The organism is Luedemannella helvata, from assembly GCF_039528415.1.
Taxonomy (GTDB): Bacteria; Actinomycetota; Actinomycetes; order Mycobacteriales; family Micromonosporaceae; genus Luedemannella; species Luedemannella helvata.
On the sequence record NZ_BAAALS010000013.1, the window covers coordinates 70,380 to 91,314 of the forward strand.

At 73.7% G+C, this 20,935-nt stretch carries 16 protein-coding genes and 1 pseudogene; 8 read left to right on the forward strand and 9 right to left on the reverse strand.

Translation table 11 applies throughout. The features are described from left to right. Positions 1-162: 162 nt before the first annotated feature. Positions 163-420: pseudogene (locus ABD191_RS14865) on the reverse strand (ArsR/SmtB family transcription factor); the annotation flags it as partial. A 43-nt stretch (positions 421-463) separates the two neighbouring features. Between ABD191_RS14865 and lpdA the strand changes: the two are divergent. After that, positions 464-1,915 carry a dihydrolipoyl dehydrogenase gene (gene lpdA, locus ABD191_RS14870; RefSeq protein ID WP_344081848.1) on the forward strand — a complete coding sequence of 484 codons (1,452 nt, stop codon included), beginning with the start codon at positions 464-466 and terminating at the stop codon, positions 1,913-1,915. A gap of 15 nt (positions 1,916-1,930) precedes the next feature. Here lpdA and ABD191_RS14875 read toward each other — a convergent pair whose 3' ends face one another. The 5 genes from ABD191_RS14875 to ABD191_RS14895 form a co-directional block, all read right to left on the reverse strand. Then, positions 1,931-2,392: a hypothetical protein gene (locus ABD191_RS14875; RefSeq protein ID WP_344081851.1), complete on the reverse strand. Its 462-nt coding sequence runs from the start codon at positions 2,390-2,392 to the stop codon at positions 1,931-1,933. A 153-nt stretch (positions 2,393-2,545) separates the two neighbouring features. Then, positions 2,546-4,366 carry a GTPase gene (locus ABD191_RS14880; protein ID WP_344081853.1) on the reverse strand — a complete coding sequence of 607 codons (1,821 nt, stop codon included), beginning with the start codon at positions 4,364-4,366 and terminating at the stop codon, positions 2,546-2,548. Next, on the reverse strand, positions 4,363-6,120 hold the full coding sequence (locus ABD191_RS14885; protein WP_344081856.1) for a GTPase family protein: 1,758 nt from the start codon (positions 6,118-6,120) through the stop codon (positions 4,363-4,365). Before ABD191_RS14885 ends, ABD191_RS14880 begins: the two co-directional genes overlap by 4 nt. Positions 6,121-6,169: 49 nt before the next feature. Continuing rightward, positions 6,170-8,455, reverse strand: a complete 2,286-nt coding sequence (gene secA2, locus ABD191_RS14890; RefSeq protein WP_344081859.1) for an accessory Sec system translocase SecA2 — start codon at positions 8,453-8,455, stop codon at positions 6,170-6,172. A 52-nt stretch (positions 8,456-8,507) separates the two neighbouring features. After that, entirely contained in the window at positions 8,508-9,014 is a 507-nt protein-coding gene (locus tag ABD191_RS14895; protein WP_344081862.1) for a flavin reductase family protein, read from the reverse strand. Between the two features lie 74 nt (positions 9,015-9,088). On the opposite strand from ABD191_RS14895, the gene ABD191_RS14900 reads away from it, so the two are divergent. Further along, positions 9,089-9,817 carry a ZIP family metal transporter gene (locus tag ABD191_RS14900; protein WP_344081865.1) on the forward strand — a complete coding sequence of 243 codons (729 nt, stop codon included), beginning with the start codon at positions 9,089-9,091 and terminating at the stop codon, positions 9,815-9,817. A 278-nt stretch (positions 9,818-10,095) separates the two neighbouring features. Here the strand turns inward: ABD191_RS14900 and ABD191_RS14905 are convergent, their stop codons facing one another. Next, positions 10,096-12,084 (reverse strand): serine/threonine-protein kinase, encoded by a 1,989-nt coding sequence (locus tag ABD191_RS14905; RefSeq protein WP_344081868.1) that lies wholly within the window; start codon positions 12,082-12,084, stop codon positions 10,096-10,098. 53 nt (positions 12,085-12,137) lie between these two features. On the opposite strand from ABD191_RS14905, the gene ABD191_RS14910 reads away from it, so the two are divergent. The 5 genes from ABD191_RS14910 to ABD191_RS14930 all read left to right on the forward strand — a co-directional run bounded on the left by ABD191_RS14910 (position 12,138) and on the right by ABD191_RS14930 (position 18,316). Further along, entirely contained in the window at positions 12,138-13,034 is an 897-nt protein-coding gene (locus tag ABD191_RS14910) for a diacylglycerol/lipid kinase family protein (protein WP_344081871.1), read from the forward strand. Positions 13,035-13,143: 109 nt separating this feature from the next. Next, positions 13,144-15,894: an MFS transporter gene (locus tag ABD191_RS14915; protein WP_344081874.1), complete on the forward strand. Its 2,751-nt coding sequence runs from the start codon at positions 13,144-13,146 to the stop codon at positions 15,892-15,894. Between the two features lie 75 nt (positions 15,895-15,969). Next, entirely contained in the window at positions 15,970-16,512 is a 543-nt protein-coding gene (locus ABD191_RS14920) for a hypothetical protein (RefSeq protein WP_344081877.1), read from the forward strand. Positions 16,513-16,515: 3 nt separating this feature from the next. After that, complete coding sequence (locus ABD191_RS14925; protein WP_344081880.1) at positions 16,516-16,947, forward strand: hypothetical protein; 432 nt, start codon at positions 16,516-16,518, stop codon at positions 16,945-16,947. Between the two features lie 157 nt (positions 16,948-17,104). Beyond that, the gene (locus tag ABD191_RS14930; RefSeq protein WP_344081883.1) at positions 17,105-18,316 is read left to right on the forward strand and encodes a Cys-Gln thioester bond-forming surface protein; all 1,212 of its coding nucleotides are present in this window, start codon (positions 17,105-17,107) and stop codon (positions 18,314-18,316) included. 31 nt (positions 18,317-18,347) lie between these two features. Here the strand turns inward: ABD191_RS14930 and ABD191_RS14935 are convergent, their stop codons facing one another. After that, positions 18,348-19,250 (reverse strand): endonuclease/exonuclease/phosphatase family protein, encoded by a 903-nt coding sequence (locus tag ABD191_RS14935; RefSeq protein ID WP_344081886.1) that lies wholly within the window; start codon positions 19,248-19,250, stop codon positions 18,348-18,350. Between ABD191_RS14935 and ABD191_RS14940 the strand changes: the two genes are divergently transcribed. Further along, entirely contained in the window at positions 19,237-19,410 is a 174-nt protein-coding gene (locus ABD191_RS14940) for a hypothetical protein (protein WP_344081888.1), read from the forward strand. The two genes, ABD191_RS14935 and ABD191_RS14940, sit on opposite strands and share 14 nt — an antisense overlap. A gap of 14 nt (positions 19,411-19,424) precedes the next feature. On the opposite strand, the gene ABD191_RS14945 is transcribed toward ABD191_RS14940, so the two are convergent. Continuing rightward, the gene (locus ABD191_RS14945) at positions 19,425-20,918 is read right to left on the reverse strand and encodes a hypothetical protein (protein ID WP_344081890.1); all 1,494 of its coding nucleotides are present in this window, start codon (positions 20,916-20,918) and stop codon (positions 19,425-19,427) included. Positions 20,919-20,935: the final 17 nt, after the last annotated feature.

A 20,935-nucleotide genomic window follows, 5' to 3' on the forward strand; every position in this document is an offset into this window, starting at 1 on the left:
GCTCCCGAAGGTCGCCGACCTTCCTGGCGAAGAACGCGCTTCTCCGGAAGGCTGGCATCGATGTGGCCCGCATCATAGGCGCGGGCGGGCCGGCGCCGCGACGCGCCGGGCGCCCTTACCCGGCCAATGCAGGGCAAAATCCGGGAACTTTCGCCCTCAGCCCCGGAAGCGGGCGAGCCACGCGCCGACCTCGCGCAGCGGGTCGGGGTCGATCGCGTAGAGCCGCCGGGTCCCGTCGGCCCGCACGGTCGCGAAGCCGTTGTCGCGCAGCACCCGCAGGTGTTGCGACACGGCCGGCTGCGAGATGCCGTACTCCTGTTGGATCTTCGCGGTGAGCACCCCGGCGGCCTGCTCGCCCTCGGCGAGCAGCTCCAGGATCCGCCGCCGGACGGGGTCGCCCAGCACGTCGAACGCGTGCACGCCGCGACGATATCAGGCACTGCTTATATAAGCTAGCGCCGGTATGACCGACATCAACGGTGCGTGGGCGGTCGAGTGTGGAAAGCTCACCGGTATGAGCGCTCATGTCAACGTCGTCGTGCTCGGCGCCGGCCCGGGCGGCTACACCGCCGCGGTGCGCGCCGCGCAGCTGGGCAAGTCCGTGGCCGTGGTGGAGAGCAAGTACTGGGGCGGTGTCTGCCTCAATGTCGGCTGCATCCCCTCCAAGGCCCTCCTGCGCAACGCCGAGCTGGCCCAGATCTTCACCACCGAACGCGACAAGTTCGGCATCGTCGTCGACGGCGACGTACGGGTCGACTACGGCCCCGCGTACAAGCGCAGCCGCCAGGTGGCTGACGGCCGGGTCAAGGGCATTCACTACCTGATGAAGAAGAACAAGATCCCGGAGTACGACGGCTGGGGCACGTTCCTCGACGACCACACGATCGAGGTGAAGCTGAACGGCGGCGGCACCGAGACGATCACCTTCGACAACGCCATCATCGCGGCCGGCGCCACGACCCGCCTGCTGCCCGGCACGTCACTGTCCGAGCGCGTGGTGACCTACGAGGAGCAGATCCTCGAGGACTCGTTGCCGGGCAGCATCATCATCGCCGGGGCGGGCGCGATCGGCGTCGAGTTCGCGTACGTCATGCGCTCCTACGGCGTGGACGTCACCATCGTCGAGTTCCTCGACCGGCTGGTGCCGCTGGAGGACGCCGACGTCTCCGCCGAGCTCGCCAAGCGCTACCGCAAGCTCGGCATCAAGGTCCGCACGGGCACCCGCGTCGAGTCGATCGAGGACACGGGCTCGTCGGTGCGCGTGACCGTCTCGAAGGACGGGTCGACGGAGGTCCTCGAGGCCGACAAGGTCATGCAGGCCATCGGCTTCGCTCCGCGGGTCTCCGGGTACGGGCTGGAGAACACCGGCGTGAAGCTGACCGAGCGCGGCGCCATCGACGTCGACGGCCGCGGGCGCACCAACGTGCCGCACATCTTCGCCATCGGCGACGTCACCGCGAAGCTCATGCTCGCCCACGCGGCCGAGGCCATGGGGGTCATCGCGGCCGAGACGATCGCCGACGCGGAAACCATGGAGCTGGACTTCGTGATGATCCCGCGCGCGACCTACTGCCAGCCGCAGATCGCCAGCTTCGGCTGGACGGAGGCGCAGGCGCGCGAGAAGGGCTTCGACGTCAAGGTCGCCACCTTCCCGTTCATGGCCAACGGCAAGGCGCACGGCCTCGGCGAGCCGATCGGGTTCGTCAAAGTCATCTCGGACAACACGTACGGCGAGCTCCTGGGCGCGCACCTCATCGGGCCCGAGGTCACCGAGCTGCTGCCCGAGCTGACGCTCGCCCAGCAGTGGGACCTCACGGTGCACGAGGTCGCCCGCAACGTGCACGCCCACCCGACCCTGGGCGAGGCCGTCAAGGAGGCCATCCACGGCCTCGCCGGTCACATGATCAATATGTAGCTCCCGGAAGCCCCGCTACGCCTCGTAGCGGGGCTTCGGGCCGGCGCTCTTGCGCGCCCAGGCGGCCCGCCTCGTCAGATAGTCGGCGACCCGTTCCTGCTCGGTGGGCGAGTTGTCCGCGTTCGGCTTGGCGATGTGCGGCACCTTCGACTGCACCGCGCTGCCGTCCGCCCGGATGATCGTCAGCCCTTTGTTGCCCGTCTCCACCCGGCTGATCTCTTTCCAGTCGAGGTGGACCGGGTGCCAGTCGGAGACGACGTCGACCCCGCTGTCGCTCGCGACGAGCCTCGGGCGCAGCAGTTGCCAGTAGACCTGGAAAAGGACGCCGAGCACCAGAAGAATGCCGATCGTGGCGTAAAAGCCCCAGACCATGGCGACCTGCGCGATCAGCAGTGCGAACAGCACGATCGCCCCGATGGCGAAAATCCGCAAGGGCTTGGGCGCCCGCCATACGGTCCCGGCGTCAGACTCCGTCATGCCGGCCAGCGTAGCGACCCGCTAGATCGCCTCGCGCGCGCCGCGCCTCCTGGCGAAACACGCACCTCCCGGCGTCGCCGTGTCCACACTGGATTCGTGGACGCAAAGAGGTGCCTGAGCGCCGCATTGCGTCCACGAATCCCATGTGGACGATCAACGACGGCCGGCGGCGCGGAGCGCGGCCCGGGCGTCGCCGTAGCGGCGCAGGAGGTCGGTGACGGGCCCGACGACGTACTCGTCGGCGACCGCGGTCACCGCCCTCGTCAGCCGGGCGGACGCCCGCCTCGCCGCACGGGCGGCCGCCGCCCGTACGAGCAGCCGGGCGACGAAGGAAAACACCACCGCGCCGAGGACGCCGCCGATGAGCAGCGCGGTCGGCAGCGGGAGCCGGCCCACCTCGGGCATCGGCGGCTCGGGCAGCGCGATGGCGAACAGGGCGTACCGGACGAGAAGCCACAGCACGCCGGCCACGATCGCGGCCGTCGCCAGCCACTGGAAAAGCCCGATGACACGCCACCACCAACGCTTCCCTGGTACGCCGAGGTCTGTCCGGGCGACCGCGATGTCGAGCGCGGCGGCCAGCTCGTCGCGGCGCGACCGGGCGGCGGCCAGCGCGGCCTGCGGCCACGGGTCGGGCAGCCCCGCCCCGGCCCGCTCCCCCACGGTCCGCAGCGCGAGGCCTACGGCGGCCGACGTTGCCGGCGACGCAGCCGGCAGCCCGGACGGCTCCGGCAACGCGGTCGGCCCCGTCACCAGCACCGGGCTCTCGTCCACCGGCCCGGCCGGTTCGCCAGTCGAGGGGGTGCCCAGGCGCAGGCGGCGCAGGGGGTCGCGGCGGAAGTGGCGCACCCAGCGGACCAGCGGCTGGCCGGTGACCGCGTGGGCGCGGTGCCGGTACCCGCGCCGGACCGCGCCCGCCGCCGCCGGGACGCCGGCCGCCTCGGCGAGGGCGGCGACGACCTGCCGGTGGGTCCGGTCGTCGACGGACACGTCGGGCGCGTCCGCGGCGACAAGGCCGGCCAGCTCGGCCACCGCGTGGTCGACGTCGCCGGCCAGGCGCCGCAGCGCCGCCCGCCGCGCGGCGACCACCTCGGCGAGCCGCTCCCGCAGCCCGGCCAGCGACGGCGCGCCGACCCGCCGGTTGCCGGCCGTCAGGCCGTCGCCGAACGTCAGGCCGTCCCCGGACGTCAGACGGTCGCCGGGCGTCAGGCCGTTGCCGGCCGCCGGCCCCGCGTCGGCCACCGAGGTGGCGAGGACCGGTACGCCGGTCAGGCCGTCGGCGTCGAGCAGGCGGGTGAGGTCGGCGAGGCAGCGGTCCAGGTCGGCCGGGGTCAGCCGGTCGGCCTGGTGCAGCAGGACGGTCATCACGTCGCGGTGGTGGCGCAGCGGGGCGAGGTACCGGGTGTGGACCACGCGGTCGGCGTACTTCTGCGGATCCAGGACCCAGACCATGAGGTCGACGAGCTCCAGCAGCCGGTCGACCTCGACGCGGTGGGCCTCCTCGACGGAGTCGAAGTCCGGCAGGTCGAGCAGCACGAGGCCGCCGAGCGCCGAGAGCTGCGGATCGGACCCGTCGAGGGCGCTCTCCCGGCGGTAGCGACGGCCGGTCGGCACGCCCAGCCAGTCCAGCAGGGCGGAGGCGTCGCCCGCGCCCCACACACAGGCGTACGGCTCGCCGGTCGTGGGCCGGATCAGCCCGACGGGCGAGAAGTCATGGCCGGTCAGCGCGTTGAACAGGCTGGACTTGCCGCTGCCGGTGCCCCCGGCGAGCGCCACGACGGTGTGCTCGCGCGACAGGGCGAGGCGCTGCCCGGCCCGGTCCACGACGCCCCGCGCGGCGGCCACGTCCGCGGCCACCGGGGAGTCCGCCGGCACGACGTCGTCGACGGCGGCCACGAACCGGCCCAGCGCCTCGACCCGCTCCGGCAACGCGGCGAGGTCGGCGTCCGCGTCCGCGCGGCGGCCCAGCCTCATCGCCCACCCTCGGCAGGGCTCGGGGACACCGTGCCGAGGCGGGCGTCGCGCGCCGCGCGGGCCACCTCGGCGCCCGCGCGGCGCAGGGCGTCCGGTGCCGACTCGTCGACCGGGTCCGCCGCCAGCACCGCGCGGAACCGGTCCGCCTCGCCGTTGAGCAGCGCGCGTACCCGACGGAGCAGGTCCTCGCGGGCCTTCGCGGCCAGTTCACGGACCGCCTGGTCGCCGAAGATCGCCTCCAGGAGCTTCTGCGCGGCGACGGTCGTACCGGCGCCGACGGCCACCTCCGCGCCGGTCGGGATGAACGCCGTGGCGGCGAACACGGCGACCATGGCGGCCAGCCCCAGGGCGTTGACGGCGTACGCGCTGACCCGCGCGATGTGCCGCTTCTGGCCGGCTTCCACGCGTACGAGATCGAGAACGCTCTGCTGCCACTCGCGGACCAGGACGTCCACGCGGGCGGCGAGCCCGGGTGACGGGGAGCCGAGGTCCGGCGCGGCCCGCAGCAGCGCGCCGCCGGCCGGATGGGCCCGCCAACCCCGCGCCGCCTCCTCGGCTGCGCCCGCCGCGGCCTCGCGCACCAGCACCGCCAGGCCGGAACCGAGCGCCTCGCGCAGCTCGTCGGCGGGACGGGGCCGGCCGGTGACGGCGGCCGCGACGCGGTCGCGCAGCATCGCGACCTTGGCCTGCACGCCGCGCATGAACTCGCCCGTGCCGACGAGATCCTGCCAGCGCGCGAGCACCTCGCCGCGCAGCAGGTCGCCCCGCGACAGGCCGTTGCCGACGGCGCTCACGCCGCCCTCGTAGGCGGTGTCCACGATCCCGGACAGCGACCGCGCGGCGGCGACCTGCGCGTCGGCGGCGGCCCCGACCGCGAGGACGACCGGGGCGAGGGCGGCCACGGCGCCGCCGACCGTGCGCCGTACCACGTCGGCGCGGTCGGCCGCCGAGCCCGCGAGCGCGTCGGCCCACGCCCGGACGGGCGCGACCACGGACTCCGCGAGCAGGCCCTGCCCGTCGAGGCGGCTCTCGGGGATGACGAACAGCGGGCCTTCGCCCACCCCGTTCGCCTGCCGCATCCGGTTGAGGTCGGGCACGATCTCGGCCTCGGCGCCGGGCGGGACCCGGTCGAGCACGAGCGCCGTCACCGCGCCCCGGTCGCGCGCGGTGCGCAGCAGGTCCCAGGGCACGGCGTCGGCGTAACGGGCGGCCGTTGTGACGAACAACCACAGGTCGGCGGCAGCCAGCAGCTGGGCGGCCAGGGCCCGGTTGTCGGCCACGACGGAGTCGATGTCGGGGGCGTCGAGCAGCGCGAGCCCCGCCCGCAGCGCGGGCGCCACGACCACGCGCAGGGTGCCCGGATCGTCGCTGTGCTGGGTGGTCCGCGCCAGCCCCGGCAGCAGGTGCGACTCGGTGAACCACGCCGCGTCGTCCGGGTGGCACACGAGCGTGGGCGAGCGGGTCGTCGGGCGCAGCACGCCGGGCGCGCTCACGGGCGCCCGGACGAGGCTGTTGACCAGCGTCGACTTGCCGGCGCCGGTGGAGCCGCCGACCACCACGAGCAGCGGGGCGTCCAGCCGCCCGAGCCGGGGCAACAGGTAGTCGTCCAGCTGGGCGACGGCGTCGTTCGCCGCGCGTCGCGCGCTGTCCGCGTCCGGCAGCGCCAAGGGCAGGCGTACGCCGGACAGCGTCGCGCGCAGCTCGGTGAGCGCCGCGACAAGGCTGGCCGTACTGCTCGGGGAATCCTGCGCCACGGCACCAGATTGCCCGATCGGGTGGTGATCTACGCCTAACGGCGCGCTCTCAGTCGCGAATGCGGCGCCCCACCGCGGAGATGAGCCGGTCGAGTTCGGAGCCGAACGGGTTGTCGTGCACCAGGTACGTCCAGGTGGCGCTCGGCCGGACGAGCTTGCCGTCCTCGGGCTGCCAGTTCTCGACGTCCTCGATCTCCTCGAACGTGGCGACCGTGCGCTCCTCGATCTCGGGGATGAGGTCGTTGAACGCGGGGACGGCGGCCCGGTGGAACTCGTCGAGCGGGTCCAGCCGGCCCAGCGCCCGCAGGTGCACACCTTCGCGGACCTCGTTGAGGTAGGCGAGGTGCTCGGCCCAGAGGCGGTCGATGTGGAAGAGCGCGATGTTGCGGGAGACCCGGTCGAGGATCTCGTCGTCGAGGTCCTCGGTCTTGTCCGTGACCCGCTCGATGAGCATCAACGCGGTGACCGTGCTGGTCAGCACCCGCTCGCGCCGCTCAGCCAGCGCGACGCGCTGCTGCTCGATGACGACGCTGTAGCGCCAGGTGTTGCGGTGGATCTCGTGGTGCACGCCCTCGGCGACCCGCTGGGCGTGGCCGATGGCCCAGTCGACCCGGTCGTCGGTGATGAGGCCGTCGAAGTTCATCTTCGGCGAGCGGGGCAGCACGTCGCCGGCGTGCCGGGCGACCAGCTCGTCCTCCAGCGCGACGAAGAAGACCGACCCGCCGGGGTCGCCCTGCCGGCCGGCGCGACCGCGCAGCTGGTCGTCGACGCGGCGGCTGTCGTGGCGGCCCTGGCCGATGACGTAGAGGCCGCCGAGCTTGGCGACCTTGGCCTTGTCGTGCTCGTCGCTGCCGCCGAGGCGGATGTCGACGCCACGGCCGGCCATCTGGGTGGAGACCGTCACGGCGCCGAACGTACCGGCCTCCGCGATGATCGAGGCCTCTTCGTGGTCGTTCTTGGCGTTGAGGACGTTCGCCTCGATGCCCTCGGCGGACAGCGCCTTGGCGAGGCTCTCCGAGGCGTGCACGTCGAGGGTGCCGACGAGGACCGGTCGGCCCCGCTCGTGCGCCTTGACGATCTCGGCGACGAGCGCCTCGTCGCGCTCCTCCTTGGTCATGTAGACCCGGTCGGCCTCGTCCTTGCGGATGCACGGCGTGTTGGGCGCCACGACGGCGACCTCGAGCTTGAAGAACTCGCGCAGCTGGTCGCCGACGTACACGGCCGTCGCGGTCATGCCGCACACGTTCTTGTAGAGCGCGATGTACGACTGGACGGTGACCGTGTTGAGGACCTCGCCCTCGGCGGAGGCGTCCAGGCCCTCCTTGGCCTCCACGGCGGCCTGCAGGCCGTCGGGCCAGCGGCGGCGCTGGGCGATCCGGCCGCGCATCTCGTCGACCAGCTCGACGGTCTTGTTGCGGACGATGTAGTCGACGTCGCGGCGCAGCAGCGCGTGGGCGTGCAGCGCCACGTTGATCGCGGAGAGCTGGCCGACGTGCTCCTCGTCGTAGAGGTCGATGCCGCCCAGTGCCGCCTCGACCGTGGCGAGGCCCCGGCTGGTGAGGGCCGCGCTGCGGCCGTCGTCGGCGATCTCGAAGTCGCGGTGGTTCTTCAGCCCGCGCACCACCGTGGCGGCCTGGTGCACCGGGTCCTGCTCGATCGGCACCGCGCCGGCGAGCACCATGGGCACCCGCGCCTCGTCGATGAGGATCGAGTCGGCCTCGTCGACGATCGCCGTGGCCAGGCCGCGCTGCACCCGGTCGGCCACGTCGGTCACGAGCTGGTCGCGCAGGTAGTCGAAGCCCGCCTCGCTGACGGACACGTACGTGACGTCGCAGGCGTACGCCTCGCGGCGCTCCTCGGGGGTGGACGCCTCCGTGACCCAGCCGACGGTGAGGCCCAGCAGGGTGTAGACGGGCTCCATCCACTCGGCGTCGCGGCGGGCCAGGTAGTCGTTGACCGTCAGCACGTGCACCGGACCGTTGCCGGCGCGGACGTGCCCGAACGCGGCGAGCGCGGCCGTGAGGGTCTTGCCCTCACCGGTGGCCATCTCGACGACCTTGCCGGCGAGCAGCGCGAGGGCGCCGACGACCTGCACGTCGTAGGGCCGCTGGCCCAGGCCGCGCACGGCCGCCTCGCGGCCCAGCGCGCAGATCTCCACGAGCTCCTCGGCGGAGCCGGCCGCCTCGGTCAGTTCGGCGTCGCTGAGCTCCTGGACGGCCTCCTCGCGGGCCTCGATGTCCGGCAGCAGCTTCTCGAGCGGCCGCAGGTCAACCGTGGTCCCCGGCCGCTGCAGGAATTTCCGCATGCCGATCTTCATCCGGTCTGCCACACCCATGGTGAGCAACGCTACGTCAGCCGGGACCAAAGCGCCGTCCCGGGTCCGATGATCAGGCCTCGCCGGGGGCCGCCAGGCGGTACCGGCTGCGGTGGAAGACGAGTGGTTCGGCGAAAACTCCACCGGCCGCCGCCTGGACCCGGCCCAGCGCGAGATCATGATCGCCTGTGGCGACGACGTCATAGAGGGTGCAGTCGATCCACCCCAGGACGCCGTCCAGCACGGGCGCGCCCGTGTGCGGGGCCGGCCGCCAGGTGACGCCGTGGAACCGGTCGGCGCCCGGACGCGCGAAGACCCGGGCGAGCGGCTCCTGGTCGGCGGCGAGGATGTTCACGCAGAAGGCGCCGGCCGCGCGGATGAGCGGCCACGTGCGTGAGGAGCGGGCGGGGAAGAACCCGACGAGCGGCGGCTCCAGGGACACGGAGGTGAAGGAGTTCACCACGAGCCCGGCCGGGCCGGCGTCCGCCACCGTCGTGATGATCGCGACGCCGGTGGGGAAGAGGCCGAGGATGCGGCGCAGGTCCTCGTGCCCGGCCCGATCCGTCCCCCCTGCGATCATGCCGCCCAGGTTAACTCGGGACGCCGGCTGACGAAGCAGCCGGTCGGCCGACAAATCGCCCATAGTATGTGGCCGTGACCGTCTGGACCGCCGTGTTCTGGGGCCTGGTGACCGCGGGCTCGCTGCTTCTCGGCCAGGTTCTGGCGGGACCGCTGGGCCGCCGGTACCGGACCATCGGACTGATCATGGGGTTCGGGGCGGGCACCCTGGTGAGCGCGATCGCCTACCAGCTCGTCCCGGCGAGCGGACTCGACGAGGGTTGGCCCGTCGCCAGCGGGCTCGTGGCCGGGGCGCTCACCTACTTCATCGCCGACCAGCTGATCGATCGCGGGGGCGGGCAGGACCGGCAGCGGATCCGCGCCGACAACATCCAGGGCTCCGGACTGGCGATGTTCCTCGGGGCCCTGCTCGACGGGGTGCCCGAGTCGTTCGTCCTCGGCGTCGGGATGGGCATGGGCGACTCGGTCAGCCTGGCGTTCGTGGTGGCCGTCTTCGTCTCCAACGTGCCCGAGGGCATCGCGGGCACGACCAGCATGCGGGCCGCCGGCCGGTCGACGCGCGGGATCACCGTCCTATGGAGCTCCTTGACGATCGTCAGCGCCGCGATCGCCGGGCTCGGCTTCCTCACCGCCGAGTCGCTCACCAACGCGGGCGCGGGCGCCGAGGCGTTCGCGGCCGGCGCGATGCTCATGATGCTCGCCGACTCGATGATCCCCGAGGCGTACGAGCACGGCGGCCGCGCCGTCGGGCTGGCCACCGTGGGCGGGTACCTGGTGGCGACCGCACTCGCCACCCTCGCCTGACCGGAGCCGACCCCGGGCAACGGTGTGATGACGATGACAGATTTCTATATCCAGATAGTTGTTACGAAAAACTAAATGCCCTAGCATCGCTGACGTCGGGCCCCGCCCGGCCGTCAACGTCCAGGCTCCGGACCGCGCGGCCGGGCGGCTACACCGGCGGTGTGGTCACGCCGGGAGTCGACTACGGCACCCTCCACGTGCCGCCCGTCACGAATCGACCGGTGAGAAACTCACCGTCCGGCCGTGGCCAACGCACGTGCGCTGGGGTGTGTCCGCACTCAGCGGGCGGGCTGGAACGACTCCTGGATCAGCTTCAGGTCCGGCAGGAAGTCGTCCCACCTACTGTCCGGGGTCGACCACCACATGCCGTACGCCTTGCGCTTGCTGGTAACGAAGCCCCGGTTGAGGACGTGCACACGCCCCCCGTCCTGGTAGGTGAACTCCCAGTCGGCGGCACGCAGGAAGTAGTCGACCGCCTCGATGCGCACCTGTTCGTAGCCGGGGAAGTCGCCGCGCGACACCCGGTAGGCAGCCTGGTCGGTCCAGTCGGCGACCGGGTCGGCCTTCGGCCGGTTGGTCTGGTCGATGCCGAGCACGCGGTTCCCGCCGCCCTGCTCGCGGAAGTACACCATCGTCCCCTGGCGGGACACCCGCCAGTCCCTGGGCACGGCGACGGAGAACCCCGTGCGGTCCCGGTACCGGCGCCATCCCTGCGGCAGGGCCTCCTCCGTCGGGCTCGCCGGCGCCGACGTGGGCGCGTCCGAGGTGACCGGCGCCTGCGACGACGCGGGCGGGTTCGCGGGGTTGCTCGACGCGACCGCCGGGGTACCCCCGCCGGACGAGGTCCCCGCCTCGCCCGTACGGGTGTTGAGCAGCAACGCGAGCAACGTGCCCGCGACCGCGAGCGCGACCACGCCGGCGGCCAGCCGGCGGGCGAGCACGTGGCGACCCCGGCCGCTGGCGACGGTCGCCCCGACCGGCTCCTCGACATGCGGCACGACAGGCACCCGCGAGCGGCCGACGACGGCCGGCGAGACCGGCTTGGCCGGCGCCGGGGAGGTCTGGGCACGGGTGGCCGCCAACGGCGACGGGACGGGTCGCCGCGACCCGGTGGTTGACCGGACCGCGGCGGCGTCCCCGGCCGGGGTGGAGGGCTGGGCACCGTCCGGGGTGTCCTGGGCCGGGGACACAGGCTCGGCCGGCGCCGCGCCCTCGGTCGCCGCCGGGTCGACATCGTCGGCCGCGGCGGCCTCATCCGGCTCGACCTTCGGTTCGACCTTGGTCGCCTCGACCGGGGCCGGGGGACGCGGTTGGGGCGCCGGGACGACCGGCGGGACGGGCGCGGGGACGACCTCGTCGGCGCGCGGCGCGCGGGGCGGGGACACCGGCGCGGGCGAGGTGGGATTGGCCGCGCTCGCCGCGAGCGCGGAGGGCAGGCGCAGCTTGCGGCTGGTGCCCGCGACCTTGCGCAGCAGCCGCTCGGTCGCCTCGGCGGTGAGCCGGTCGGCGGGCTCGCGACGCAGCAGGCCGGTCAGCACGGGCCGCAGCTTGCCGGCCCGGCGCGCGGGCGGCGGGTCCTCCGTGGCGATGGCCGCGATCGTGGCCACTGTGGACGCGCGCAGGTACGGCGACCGGCCCTCGACCGCGAAGTACAGCGTCGTGCCGAGCGACCACAGGTCGGACTCCTCGCCCCCAACCCCATCGCGTACCCGCTCCGGAGCCATGAATGCGGGCGAGCCGATGATGACACCCGACCGGGTGACCGCCGGGTCCCCCGCGATGGTGGCCAGGCCGAAGTCCGTGAGCACGACCCGGCCGGCCGCGGTGATCAAAATGTTGGCCGGCTTCACGTCGCGGTGCAGGATGCCGGCGGCGTGCGCGGCACACAGGGCGCCGAGCACCCCGAGGCCGATCTCGGCGGTCTGCGCGGGGCTCAGCGGGCCGTCGGCGTTCACGACCGCGTCGAGCGAGCGCCCCTCCACGTACTCCATGACGATCCACGGGTACGTCTCCGTGGTGAGGACGTCGTAGATGCGTACGACATTGGGGTGGTTGAGCCGTGCGGCCGAGCGCGCCTCGCGCAGGGTGCGCGGCCGCAGCTCCGCGAGGTCGGCCTCGGTGAGGCCGGGCGGCGGCACGATCTCCTTGACCGCCACCTCGCGGTTGAGCGTCTCGTCCGAGGCCAGCCAGATGCGGCCCATGCCGCCTTGCCCGAGCTGGCGGACAAGCCGGTACCGGCCGGCGAGGAGGGGACGCGGGTCACTCACCAGGTAAGAGCTACCCGATAGACGGGCAAAAGAAAACCTGGACAATGGCGGCTGTGCTTGTCCTCACGAACGAACTCGCGGGTCGTACCGAGGCCGATGCTGTCCAAAGGGTCGTTGACGTGCTGTCCACGGCCGGGCGCGTCGAGCGCGTCACCTGTTCGAGTGCCGAGGATCTCGATCGTGCGCTCGACGCGCGGGCGGGGCGCACGCTCGTGGTGGTCGGTGGGGACGGGTCGTTGCACACGACCGTGCGCCGGCTGTGGCAGCGCGGCGAGGCGGCGGACTGCGTCTGCGGGCTGATTCCACTGGGCACCGGCAACGACTTCGCGCGCGGCGTGGGGATCCCGCTCGACCCGCAGGAGGCCGCGCACGCGCTGATGACCGGCGTGACCACGCCCCTGGACCTGGTCGTCGACGACGCGGACGGCGTGGTCGTCAACGCGGTGCACGTGGGCGCGGGCGCTGAGGCGGCGCTGGCGGCGCGGCCCCTCAAGCCGTGGCTGAAGATCGCCGCCTTCCCGATCGGCGCGTTCGTCGCCGGCCTGCGCGCCAAGGGCTGGCGGCTGCGGGTGCATGTGGACGGACACCGGGTGGCGAGCGGCCGGCGGCCCGTGCTCATGGTCGGGGTGTCCAACGCGCCGAGCATCGCGGGCGGCACGGCGACGCTCGGGCCGGCCGCGAGTCCGGTCGATGGCCGCCTCGATGTGACCGTCTCGTTCGCGACCGGGCCGCTGGCCCGGGTGGGCTACGCGCTGGCCCTGCGCCGTGGCGCGCATCCGGCGCGCACGGACGTGCATCAGCTCACCGGCCGCGAGATCGCGGTGACGGGCGACGCCTTCTGGGTCAACGCGGACGGCGAGCTGACCGGCCCGGTCACGGCGCGCACGTGGCGCGTGGCGCCGGCCGCGTGGCGCCTGGTGCTGCCGGCCGACTCGCCGACAACGGCGTAGTCCCCGCAGGTCACGTCCTCATTAGTACTAAAAGGACAGAAAACTACAACTCATCCGAGTACGGGCGCTGTACGGTGCGTACCAGTTCTCCCGGATTGAGATGTTAAAGATGACTTCCTCGCTCGCGCCCCAGCCGACGGCACCGACGGCCACCGAGCCGCTGTCGCACCGCCAGATCGTCACCGTGATGCTGGGGCTCACGCTCGGCATGTTCCTCGCCGCGCTCGACCAGACGATCGTCGTCACGGCGATCCGTACGATCGCCGACGACCTGCACGGCCTCAGCGCCCAGGCCTGGGCCACGACCGCGTTCCTCATCACCTCGACGATCAGCACCCCGCTCTACGGCAAGCTGTCGGACATCTACGGCCGCAAGCGGTTCTTCGTCGCGGCCATCGCCATCTTCCTGATCGGCTCGCTGGCCTGCGCCTTCGCCCAGTCGATCGCCGAACTCGCCGCGTTCCGCGCGGTGCAGGGCCTCGGTGCCGGCGGCCTGTTCACCCTCGCCTTCGCCATCGTGGGCGACCTCGTGCCGGTGCGCGAGCGCGCCCGCTACCAGGGCTACTTCCTCGCCGTGTTCGGCACGTCGAGCGTGCTCGGGCCCGTGATCGGCGGCTTCCTCGCCGGCCATGAGGAGATCCTCGGCACGGCGGGCTGGCGCTGGGTCTTCCTGGTCAACCTGCCCATCGGCGGGGTCGCGCTGCTCGTCGTGGCACGCGTGCTGCGGTTGCCGCACACGCCCCGCCGGCAGCGCGTCGACTGGGCCGCCGCGGCGACGCTGACCGCCGGCCTCGTTCCCCTGCTCATCGCCGCCGAACAGGGGCAGCGCTGGGGCTGGGGGTCCGGCCGGTCCCTGGCCTGCCTGGCACTCGGCCTCGCCGGCGTGGTCGCCTTCATCGCCGTCGAGTGGCGGGCGGGTCCCGACGCGCTGCTGCCGCTGCGCCTGTTCCGCGACCCGGTGATGCGAGTGACCTCCCTCGCCGGGCTGATCATCGGCGCCGGCATGTTCGGCGCGTTCGCCCTGCTGCCGCAGTACCTGCAGCTCGTCCGGGGAGCGAGCGCCACGGAGGCCGGCCTGCAACTCGTGCCGCTCGTCATCGGGATCATGGTGGCGTCCGTCGCGAGTGGACAGCTCACGGCGCGCACCGGACGGTACAAGATCTTTCCGGTGACGGGCACCGCGCTGATGATCGTGTCGATGCTGCTCATGGCCACCATCGGCGTGGACACGCCGTACCCGGTCACGGCCGGCTACATGGTGCTGTTCGGGCTCGGGCTGGGCGGCTGCCTGCAGACCCTGATCCTCGCGGCGCAGAACGCGGTCGCGCCGGCCGACATCGGCGTCGCCACGGCGAGCGCCACGTTCTTCCGGCAGGTGGGCGGGACGCTCGGCACGGCCCTGTTCGTGTCGCTCATGTTCACCCTGGTCGGTACGCGCATCCGCGACGCCCTGACGGAGGCGACCCGCTCGGAGGCGTTCCAGCGGGCCCTGGCCGACCCCGCCGTCGCCGCCGATCCCGCCAACCGGCCCGTGCTCGAAGCCCTCGCCGAGGGTGGCGGCGGCAACCTCGCGGGCGTGCTGGACGACTCGTCGTTCCTGGACGCCCTCGACCCCCGGCTCGCCCGCCCCTTCCAGGAGGGATTCGCCCAGGCGATGGACCTCGCGTTCGTGGTGGGCGCCGCGGTTCTGGTGCTCGCCTTCGTGCTCTGCCTGGCGCTGCGCGAAGTGCCGCTGCGCGACAGCCCGCCGGACGACGAGGCCGGGCGGCCCGGCGGGCGCGGGCGCCACGCCGGCACCCCGCCGAGTTCCGCGCACTCCGTGCCGACGCTCGGCGTGCCGCCCGCCTGGCCGCCGGACTCCTCGATGCCGTTCCCGCCCCTCGACCCGAACCTCGACCCGCTCCCCGACACGCCCCGGGAGCCCGACCGTCAGGCGCCCCCGGCCGCGCGGCCGGCCGCGCCGACCATCGACCAGCAGGAGGCCGCCATGCCGAGCGAACCCGACGAGCCGACGCCGCCCCTGAACGGGGTGGAGCCCACCGAACTGCGGCACCCCGCCGCCGATCCCCCGCCGGCACCCGTCCCGCCGCCACCGGCCCCGCCGCCACCGGCCGGCGAGGTGCGCGGCCGGGTGTTCGGCCACGGCGACGCGCCGCTGGTCGGCGCCACGCTGACCCTGCTCGACGGCGCCGGTACGGTCACCGCGCACGCGGTGAGCGGCCCGCGCGGGGAGTACCGGGTGGCGGCGGCCGGGCCCGGCGACTACCTGCTCGTCGCCGCGGCGACCGGGCACGAGCCCGTGGCCACCTACCTGACGGTCGGCCCGGACGGCGCGGGCGCCGACGTGCGGCTGCGCGGGGCCGTCCGGCTGGTCGGCCGGATCACGGACGCGGATGGCGAGCCGCTGCCGGGCGCGTCCGTGAGCCTCGTCGACGGTACGGGTGCCGTGGTCGCGGCGGCCCGCACCGGCCGCGACGGCGCGTACGCCGTGGACGACCTGGTGGGCGGCGTCTACACGCTCGCGGCGACCGGCCCGGCCCGCCCGGCCGTGGCCGTGCGGGTCGACCTGCCCGCGACCGGGCAGGCGGAGCGCGACGTGTCGCTGCTGCCGGGGGCGCGGGTGTTCGGCGCGGCCCGCGACGAGCGCTGGCGGCCGCTGCCCGGCATCCGGGTCGCGCTGCTGGACTCGCGCGGCGTCGTCGTGGTCGAGACGATCACGAACCGGGACGGCGCGTACGCGTTCCGCGACCTGCGCGAGGGCCTCTACACGGTGGTGGCGACCGGCTATCCCCCGGTCTCGGCGACCCTGCAGGTGGAGCGCGGGCAGCAACACGAGTACGACGTGGCACTCCACTACTGACGGTTACCTCTTTCCTCCGGCGCGTTTGCCACCTACCGGCCTGAACAGGACGGATGATGGTGGGACGGAGGAACCATGGTCACGGACAGCGAGCGAGCTCAGCTGGCGTACGCCCTGGGCATCGACCCGGCGCAGGTGCCGGGAGCGCTCGACCGGCTCGCGGCCGCGGCCACCGAGGAGTACCTCGACATGGTGCTGGGCCGGCACCTGCCCCGCCGGCTGGAGGAACTGCGGGAACAGCGCCTCGTGCTGCTGGTGCGCCACCTGTTCGCCGGCCGCCTGCCCACGGAGGAGCAGGTCGGCCGCATCTTCCAGCTGACCCCCACGCAGAGCCGGGCGCTGCTGCGCGGCGTGATGGCCAAGCACCGCTACGAACTCGCCGACGCCGTACGCGCGACGCTCGACGACACCCTGCGGAGGGCGTACGAGGACGTCGAGGCGGGCGTGTGGGAGGTGACCGCCGACGCGGCCACGATCGACACGATCAACGCCGAACTGGCCGCGGTGGACGGGTCGCTGCCGCAGGTCACCCGCCGGCGCGGCACGGTCAGTCAGTACGAGATCCGGCCGTCGGCCTACCAGGCGCTGCGCGACCTGCTCGCGACCGGGCCGGGGTGACCCGTGCGACCGGTCGACGCTGACCTGCTCTCGGCCACGTCGCTGCTCGTCGGCGCGGTGGGCCTGCTCTACGGCGCGTGGCAGGCGGAGCTGACGGCCGCGCTGCGCAGCCGGGTGGCCCCGAAGCGGCTCGATCGCGCGCCCGAGCGCGCGCGGGTCCGGCGTACGATCCGGGGTCGCGCCGTGCCCCTCGTGGCCGCGACCGGAGCCCTGGTCCTGATCTTCCTGCCCTCGGCGGTGCAGGTGGTGACCCGGGCCGCGACGCTGTCCGCGGAACATCCGGTGGCGGCGCTGCGCCGCTACGACCCGGTGCCGGCGGCGTTCCTCGCGGTGTATCTCGTGGCGGTGGTGCTCGCGGCGACCGCGCTGGCGACGCTGACGCGCCTGCGCCGGCTGGCCCAGCGCCTGGCGGGTCCGGACCTGAACGACGGTTGATAGCACCCCCACCACGCCTGCACAAACATGCCACGCCCGAGGCGAATACGGGAAAAAGTACCTAATAGTGCATATTATGGCTCTTAAGTGCAGATTCGTTGTAGTCTTCAGACGTCTTCCCGAGGAGGCGATGATGCGGCGTGCCCACCATCGGATAGTGGCCACCGTTCTCCTGTCTACGGTCGGCATCGCTGGCGCGCTCGCGACGGGCCCTTCGCTGGCCGCCGCGATCCCCGCCAAGCCGTCGCCGGCCCGCGCGGCCGACCCCCCGCCCTTCCCGAAGCAGCTGACGCTCAAGGGCGCCGTCGCCCAGGTGCGCACGAACGCGCACTTCGGCCCGGCCACCTTCAGCGTGCTGACCGGCTACCCGACGGGCACGAAGACGCGCGCCTGGACGGCAGCGGTCTCGCCGGACGGCAGCCCGCTGCTCGCCGGCCTCTACGATGCCAGGACCGAGACCGGCCAGTCGGTCAAGCTCTACTGCGTGGACGCGACGACGGCCACGGCTCCCGGCGTGAAGTACACGATCAGTGCGGCGAAGACGGCCACGACCCCCAACCTGGGGTACGTCGGCACGATCATCATGAACAACTACCCCATCACGAACGCGCCGGCCTCGCAGGCCTCCGCCGCCGGCAAGGCCGCCGCGGTGCAGCTGGCGATCTGGTTCTTCACCAACAAGCTCGTCGTCGCGCCGGAGGACCCGCTGCACGCGGCCACCGTGGCCATCGTCGCCGACGCGCTGAAGCGCGGGCCGCTGAGCAACGCCGGCGTGCCCGACCTCATGCTCGACGGCCCGAGCACCGCCTACCTCGGCCAGGTGACCGGCCCGTTCACGATGAACGGCGGCGTGGGCGACGTGATCGTGTCGTCGTCCAGCGGCACGCTCTACGCCGACTCGGCCGGCACCCGGCCGATCACGAACGGCGCAATCGTCCCGGCCACCACGAAGCTCTACCTCAAGGTGACCAGCCCCGGCCCGCTCAAGATCTCCGCGAAGGGCGCCGCCCGCGTGCCGGCCGGCTCCGAGGTCGTCTACGAGCCCACGACCCTGCCGGGCAACGTGACCGCGCAGATCGCCCTCTACCAGACCATGGTGATGGCGAGCTGGACGCAGCAGCAGGCCGAGGACGTCGTCCCGGTCAACGGACAGACCCTCATGCGCGGGCCCCGCTCCGGCGTCACGACTCCGTCGGCCACCAAGGTCACCGGCTCGGGTGGCGGTTCGGGCGGGGGCTCGGGCGGCACGCTCGCCGTCACGCCGGGGGCCAACCGTGGACCGGTGACCGGCATGCTCATCGTGTCGGGCGTACTCATCGGCCTGGGCGTGCTGGCCATCGCCGCGTCACGGCGCCGCTGGACGAGCTGACCTCGCGCCACCGTTCGCCGGTCGTGGTCCGCTAGCCGCTCGCGGCGAAGCGCGCCACGACCGGCGCGTGATCCGGCACGATCGCGTCGCGCCGGTCCGCCAACGACGCGGTGATCGACCCGATGTCGTCCACCAGGCTGTCCACGCCGGTCACCCGCAGCCGCAGCTCGCGGGAGACCAGGATGTGGTCGATCAGCTCGCCGCGCCCCCGGTAGATCCGCGAGTAGGCGCGCCCCGCCGGCAGCAGGGTCGCCAGGTTGTACAGCCGGACCCGGTCACCCTTGTCGGGACGCCGCGGGTCCGCGTCCTCCGGTCCGCCGAGCAGGGTGGTCGTGACGGCGTCGGGTCCGTCGTTGAGATCTCCGCACAACACCGTGGGTACGCCGTCCATCACCGCGTTGAGGTGTACCCGGACCGCGACCGCCTCCGCGGCCCGGCGCAGCAGCGCGTACGCGGCCCCCCGCGCGCGTTCGTCCTCGTCGCGCGGCGCGCGGCGGCCCTGCGGGAACGTGAGCAGCTTCGACTTCAGATGCGCCGTGACGACCCGCGGCCCATCGCCGACGCGCACCTGGACGGCGCCGCGCCCCATCGCCGTGAGCGTGCCACCGTCCACATCGGGCACCTCCGGCAGGCCCGTCGGCCCGAACTCCACGATCTGCGCCTCGACGGCGACCGGGTGCGGGGCGAGCACACCGACGCGGATGCCCCGCCCGTCGGGGTGATCGCTGAGGGCCGCGTGCCAGCCGTCGCCGAGCGCGGCGACGAGGTCCGCCATGGCCCCCGGGTCGCCGATCTCCTGCACGGCCAGGGCGTCGGGGCGCACCGTCGCGATGATCCTCGCCAGGTAGTCGACCTTGCGCCGGTAAGCGTCCGTCGCCTGAGCCGGTCGAAAGAGGTTCTCGACGTTCCAGGTCATCACCGTGAGCGCGCCCACGAACCCATTATGTCCCGTCCTCGACCGCGCCGCGGACGGCACCGTGATCCGCAAGGGCGGCATCATGGGCATCGTCGTCACCGACGGCGAGGTCCAGCCCGGCGACCCCATCGAGGTCACCCTCCCCGCGCCCCCGCACACCCCGCTGGCACCGGTGTAGCGCGGCGTCCCAGGTCACGGCCGGATGCGGGCCGTGACGCGGTCGAGGGCCGTCAGGGACACGCGGTACCCGCCGGGGATCGTCCGCGCGGGCGCCAGTCGAGCGGGCGGCCATCGGCGGGGCCGGCGGGGCGGCGGGATGTCGACCTCCCGGCGCAGGCCGCACAGGTCAACCCGCAGCCGCACGGTCCAGGCCCCGGCGACGAGCGCCCAGTCCTCGTCCGGGGCCGCCGGTCCCAGCCGGGCGCGGGCGGTGAAGCTGACCCGCTCGTGGCGTCCATCGTGGTCGCGCACGACGGTCACGTCGGTGGGCAGTGCGACGCTCTCGCCCGTACTCCCGTGGTGGAGCAGTACCTCGACGGCGCCGGCGGCCAGGTCGACGGCGGCGTCCCGGGTGGCGGGGGCGACGGCGCGCACCGGCACCGGGAACAGCCGCAGGTCGCCCGAGGCGGCGAAGGCGAGCGGCGTTCCATCGGCCGCGACCAGGCGGGCGAGCACGTCGAGTTCGAGGGCCCCGGCGCGCCAGGCGGCACCCGTGAGGGTGACCTCGGCGCGGACGGCGGCCTCGGCGCGCACGCAGTCGACCAGGTCGGCGAAGCGGCCCTCGCGCAGCAGCCGGCAGCGAACCCGCGTGGCGGCGGGCAGCCGGGCGTCGAGCCCGTCGGGAAGCTCCTCATTGATCAGCTGCCGGGCCCCGTCCAGGAGGGCGAAGCGGTCGGCGCGGGCGAGGACGGAGGCGCCGGCCGCCCAGTCGACCATCGAGCGCAGCAGGGCGAGCCGGAAGGCGTCGCAGTCGTGCACGTCGAGGAGATCGGCCGCCTCCCACGGCGCCGGCTCGACGTCCCGCCCGCGCAGGTAGCAGGGGTTCCCGCCGAGCAGGCCGACCTCGCCGGCGCGCAGCAACGCGCGGGCGAGCGCGTCGGCGCCGAGGGGCACGGCGAGCCGCTGGCGGGCCAGGAAGTCACGCCGCAGCAGCGCCACGCCGCCCGGGCCGTCGACCAGCGGCAGGTCGGCCGCGACGACCCGCCGCTGCCCCGGGGCGCCCAACCGGCGGTACGACCCGTCGCCGCCGAGGAGGGCCGCCACGCCGAGCCGCGCCGCGCCATCCAGGAGGCGGCGCAGTGCCCCGGCGGTGAGCTGGCCGTACTCGCCGTGGACGAGGATCCAGTCGCCCCGCGCGGCGGCCGGTGGCACGGCCTCGGGGTCGTCGCTCATCACGTGCGCCTGGGGCACGCGCTGGGCGATCCGGCCGACCCGGGCGGCGCACTCGCCGTCGCCCGGCGCCAGCACGAAGATCACCTCGTACGCGTCGTCCGCGAGTCCCTGCCGGCCGAGCGCCCGGACGAGGGCGTCCAGCGGCGCGGCCGGGTCGCGTACGGGCACGACCACGGTCACTGAGATGCCGGCCGGTGCCCCGGCGCGCCGGCGACGGCGCGGGCCGGGGCGGCCGGCGTCGGACAGCTGGCCCGTTACCGGGGGCTCTGGGGCCAGGGTCGACACATCAGGCACAACGACGCGTACCGCGA

What these genes read in the sequence shown, in the direction of transcription:
- lpdA (WP_344081848.1), top strand. Translation starts at nt 464, where the DNA reads ATGACCGACATCAACGGTGCGTGGGCGGTCGAGTGTGGAAAGCTCACC.
- ABD191_RS14875 (WP_344081851.1), bottom strand. Translation starts at nt 2,392, where the DNA reads ATGACGGAGTCTGACGCCGGGACCGTATGGCGGGCGCCCAAGCCCTTG.
- ABD191_RS14880 (WP_344081853.1), bottom strand. Translation starts at nt 4,366, where the DNA reads ATGAGGCTGGGCCGCCGCGCGGACGCGGACGCCGACCTCGCCGCGTTG.
- secA2 (WP_344081859.1), bottom strand. Translation starts at nt 8,455, where the DNA reads ATGGGTGTGGCAGACCGGATGAAGATCGGCATGCGGAAATTCCTGCAG.
- ABD191_RS14895 (WP_344081862.1), bottom strand. Translation starts at nt 9,014, where the DNA reads ATGATCGCAGGGGGGACGGATCGGGCCGGGCACGAGGACCTGCGCCGC.
- ABD191_RS14915 (WP_344081874.1), top strand. Translation starts at nt 13,144, where the DNA reads ATGACTTCCTCGCTCGCGCCCCAGCCGACGGCACCGACGGCCACCGAG.
- ABD191_RS14920 (WP_344081877.1), top strand. Translation starts at nt 15,970, where the DNA reads ATGGTCACGGACAGCGAGCGAGCTCAGCTGGCGTACGCCCTGGGCATC.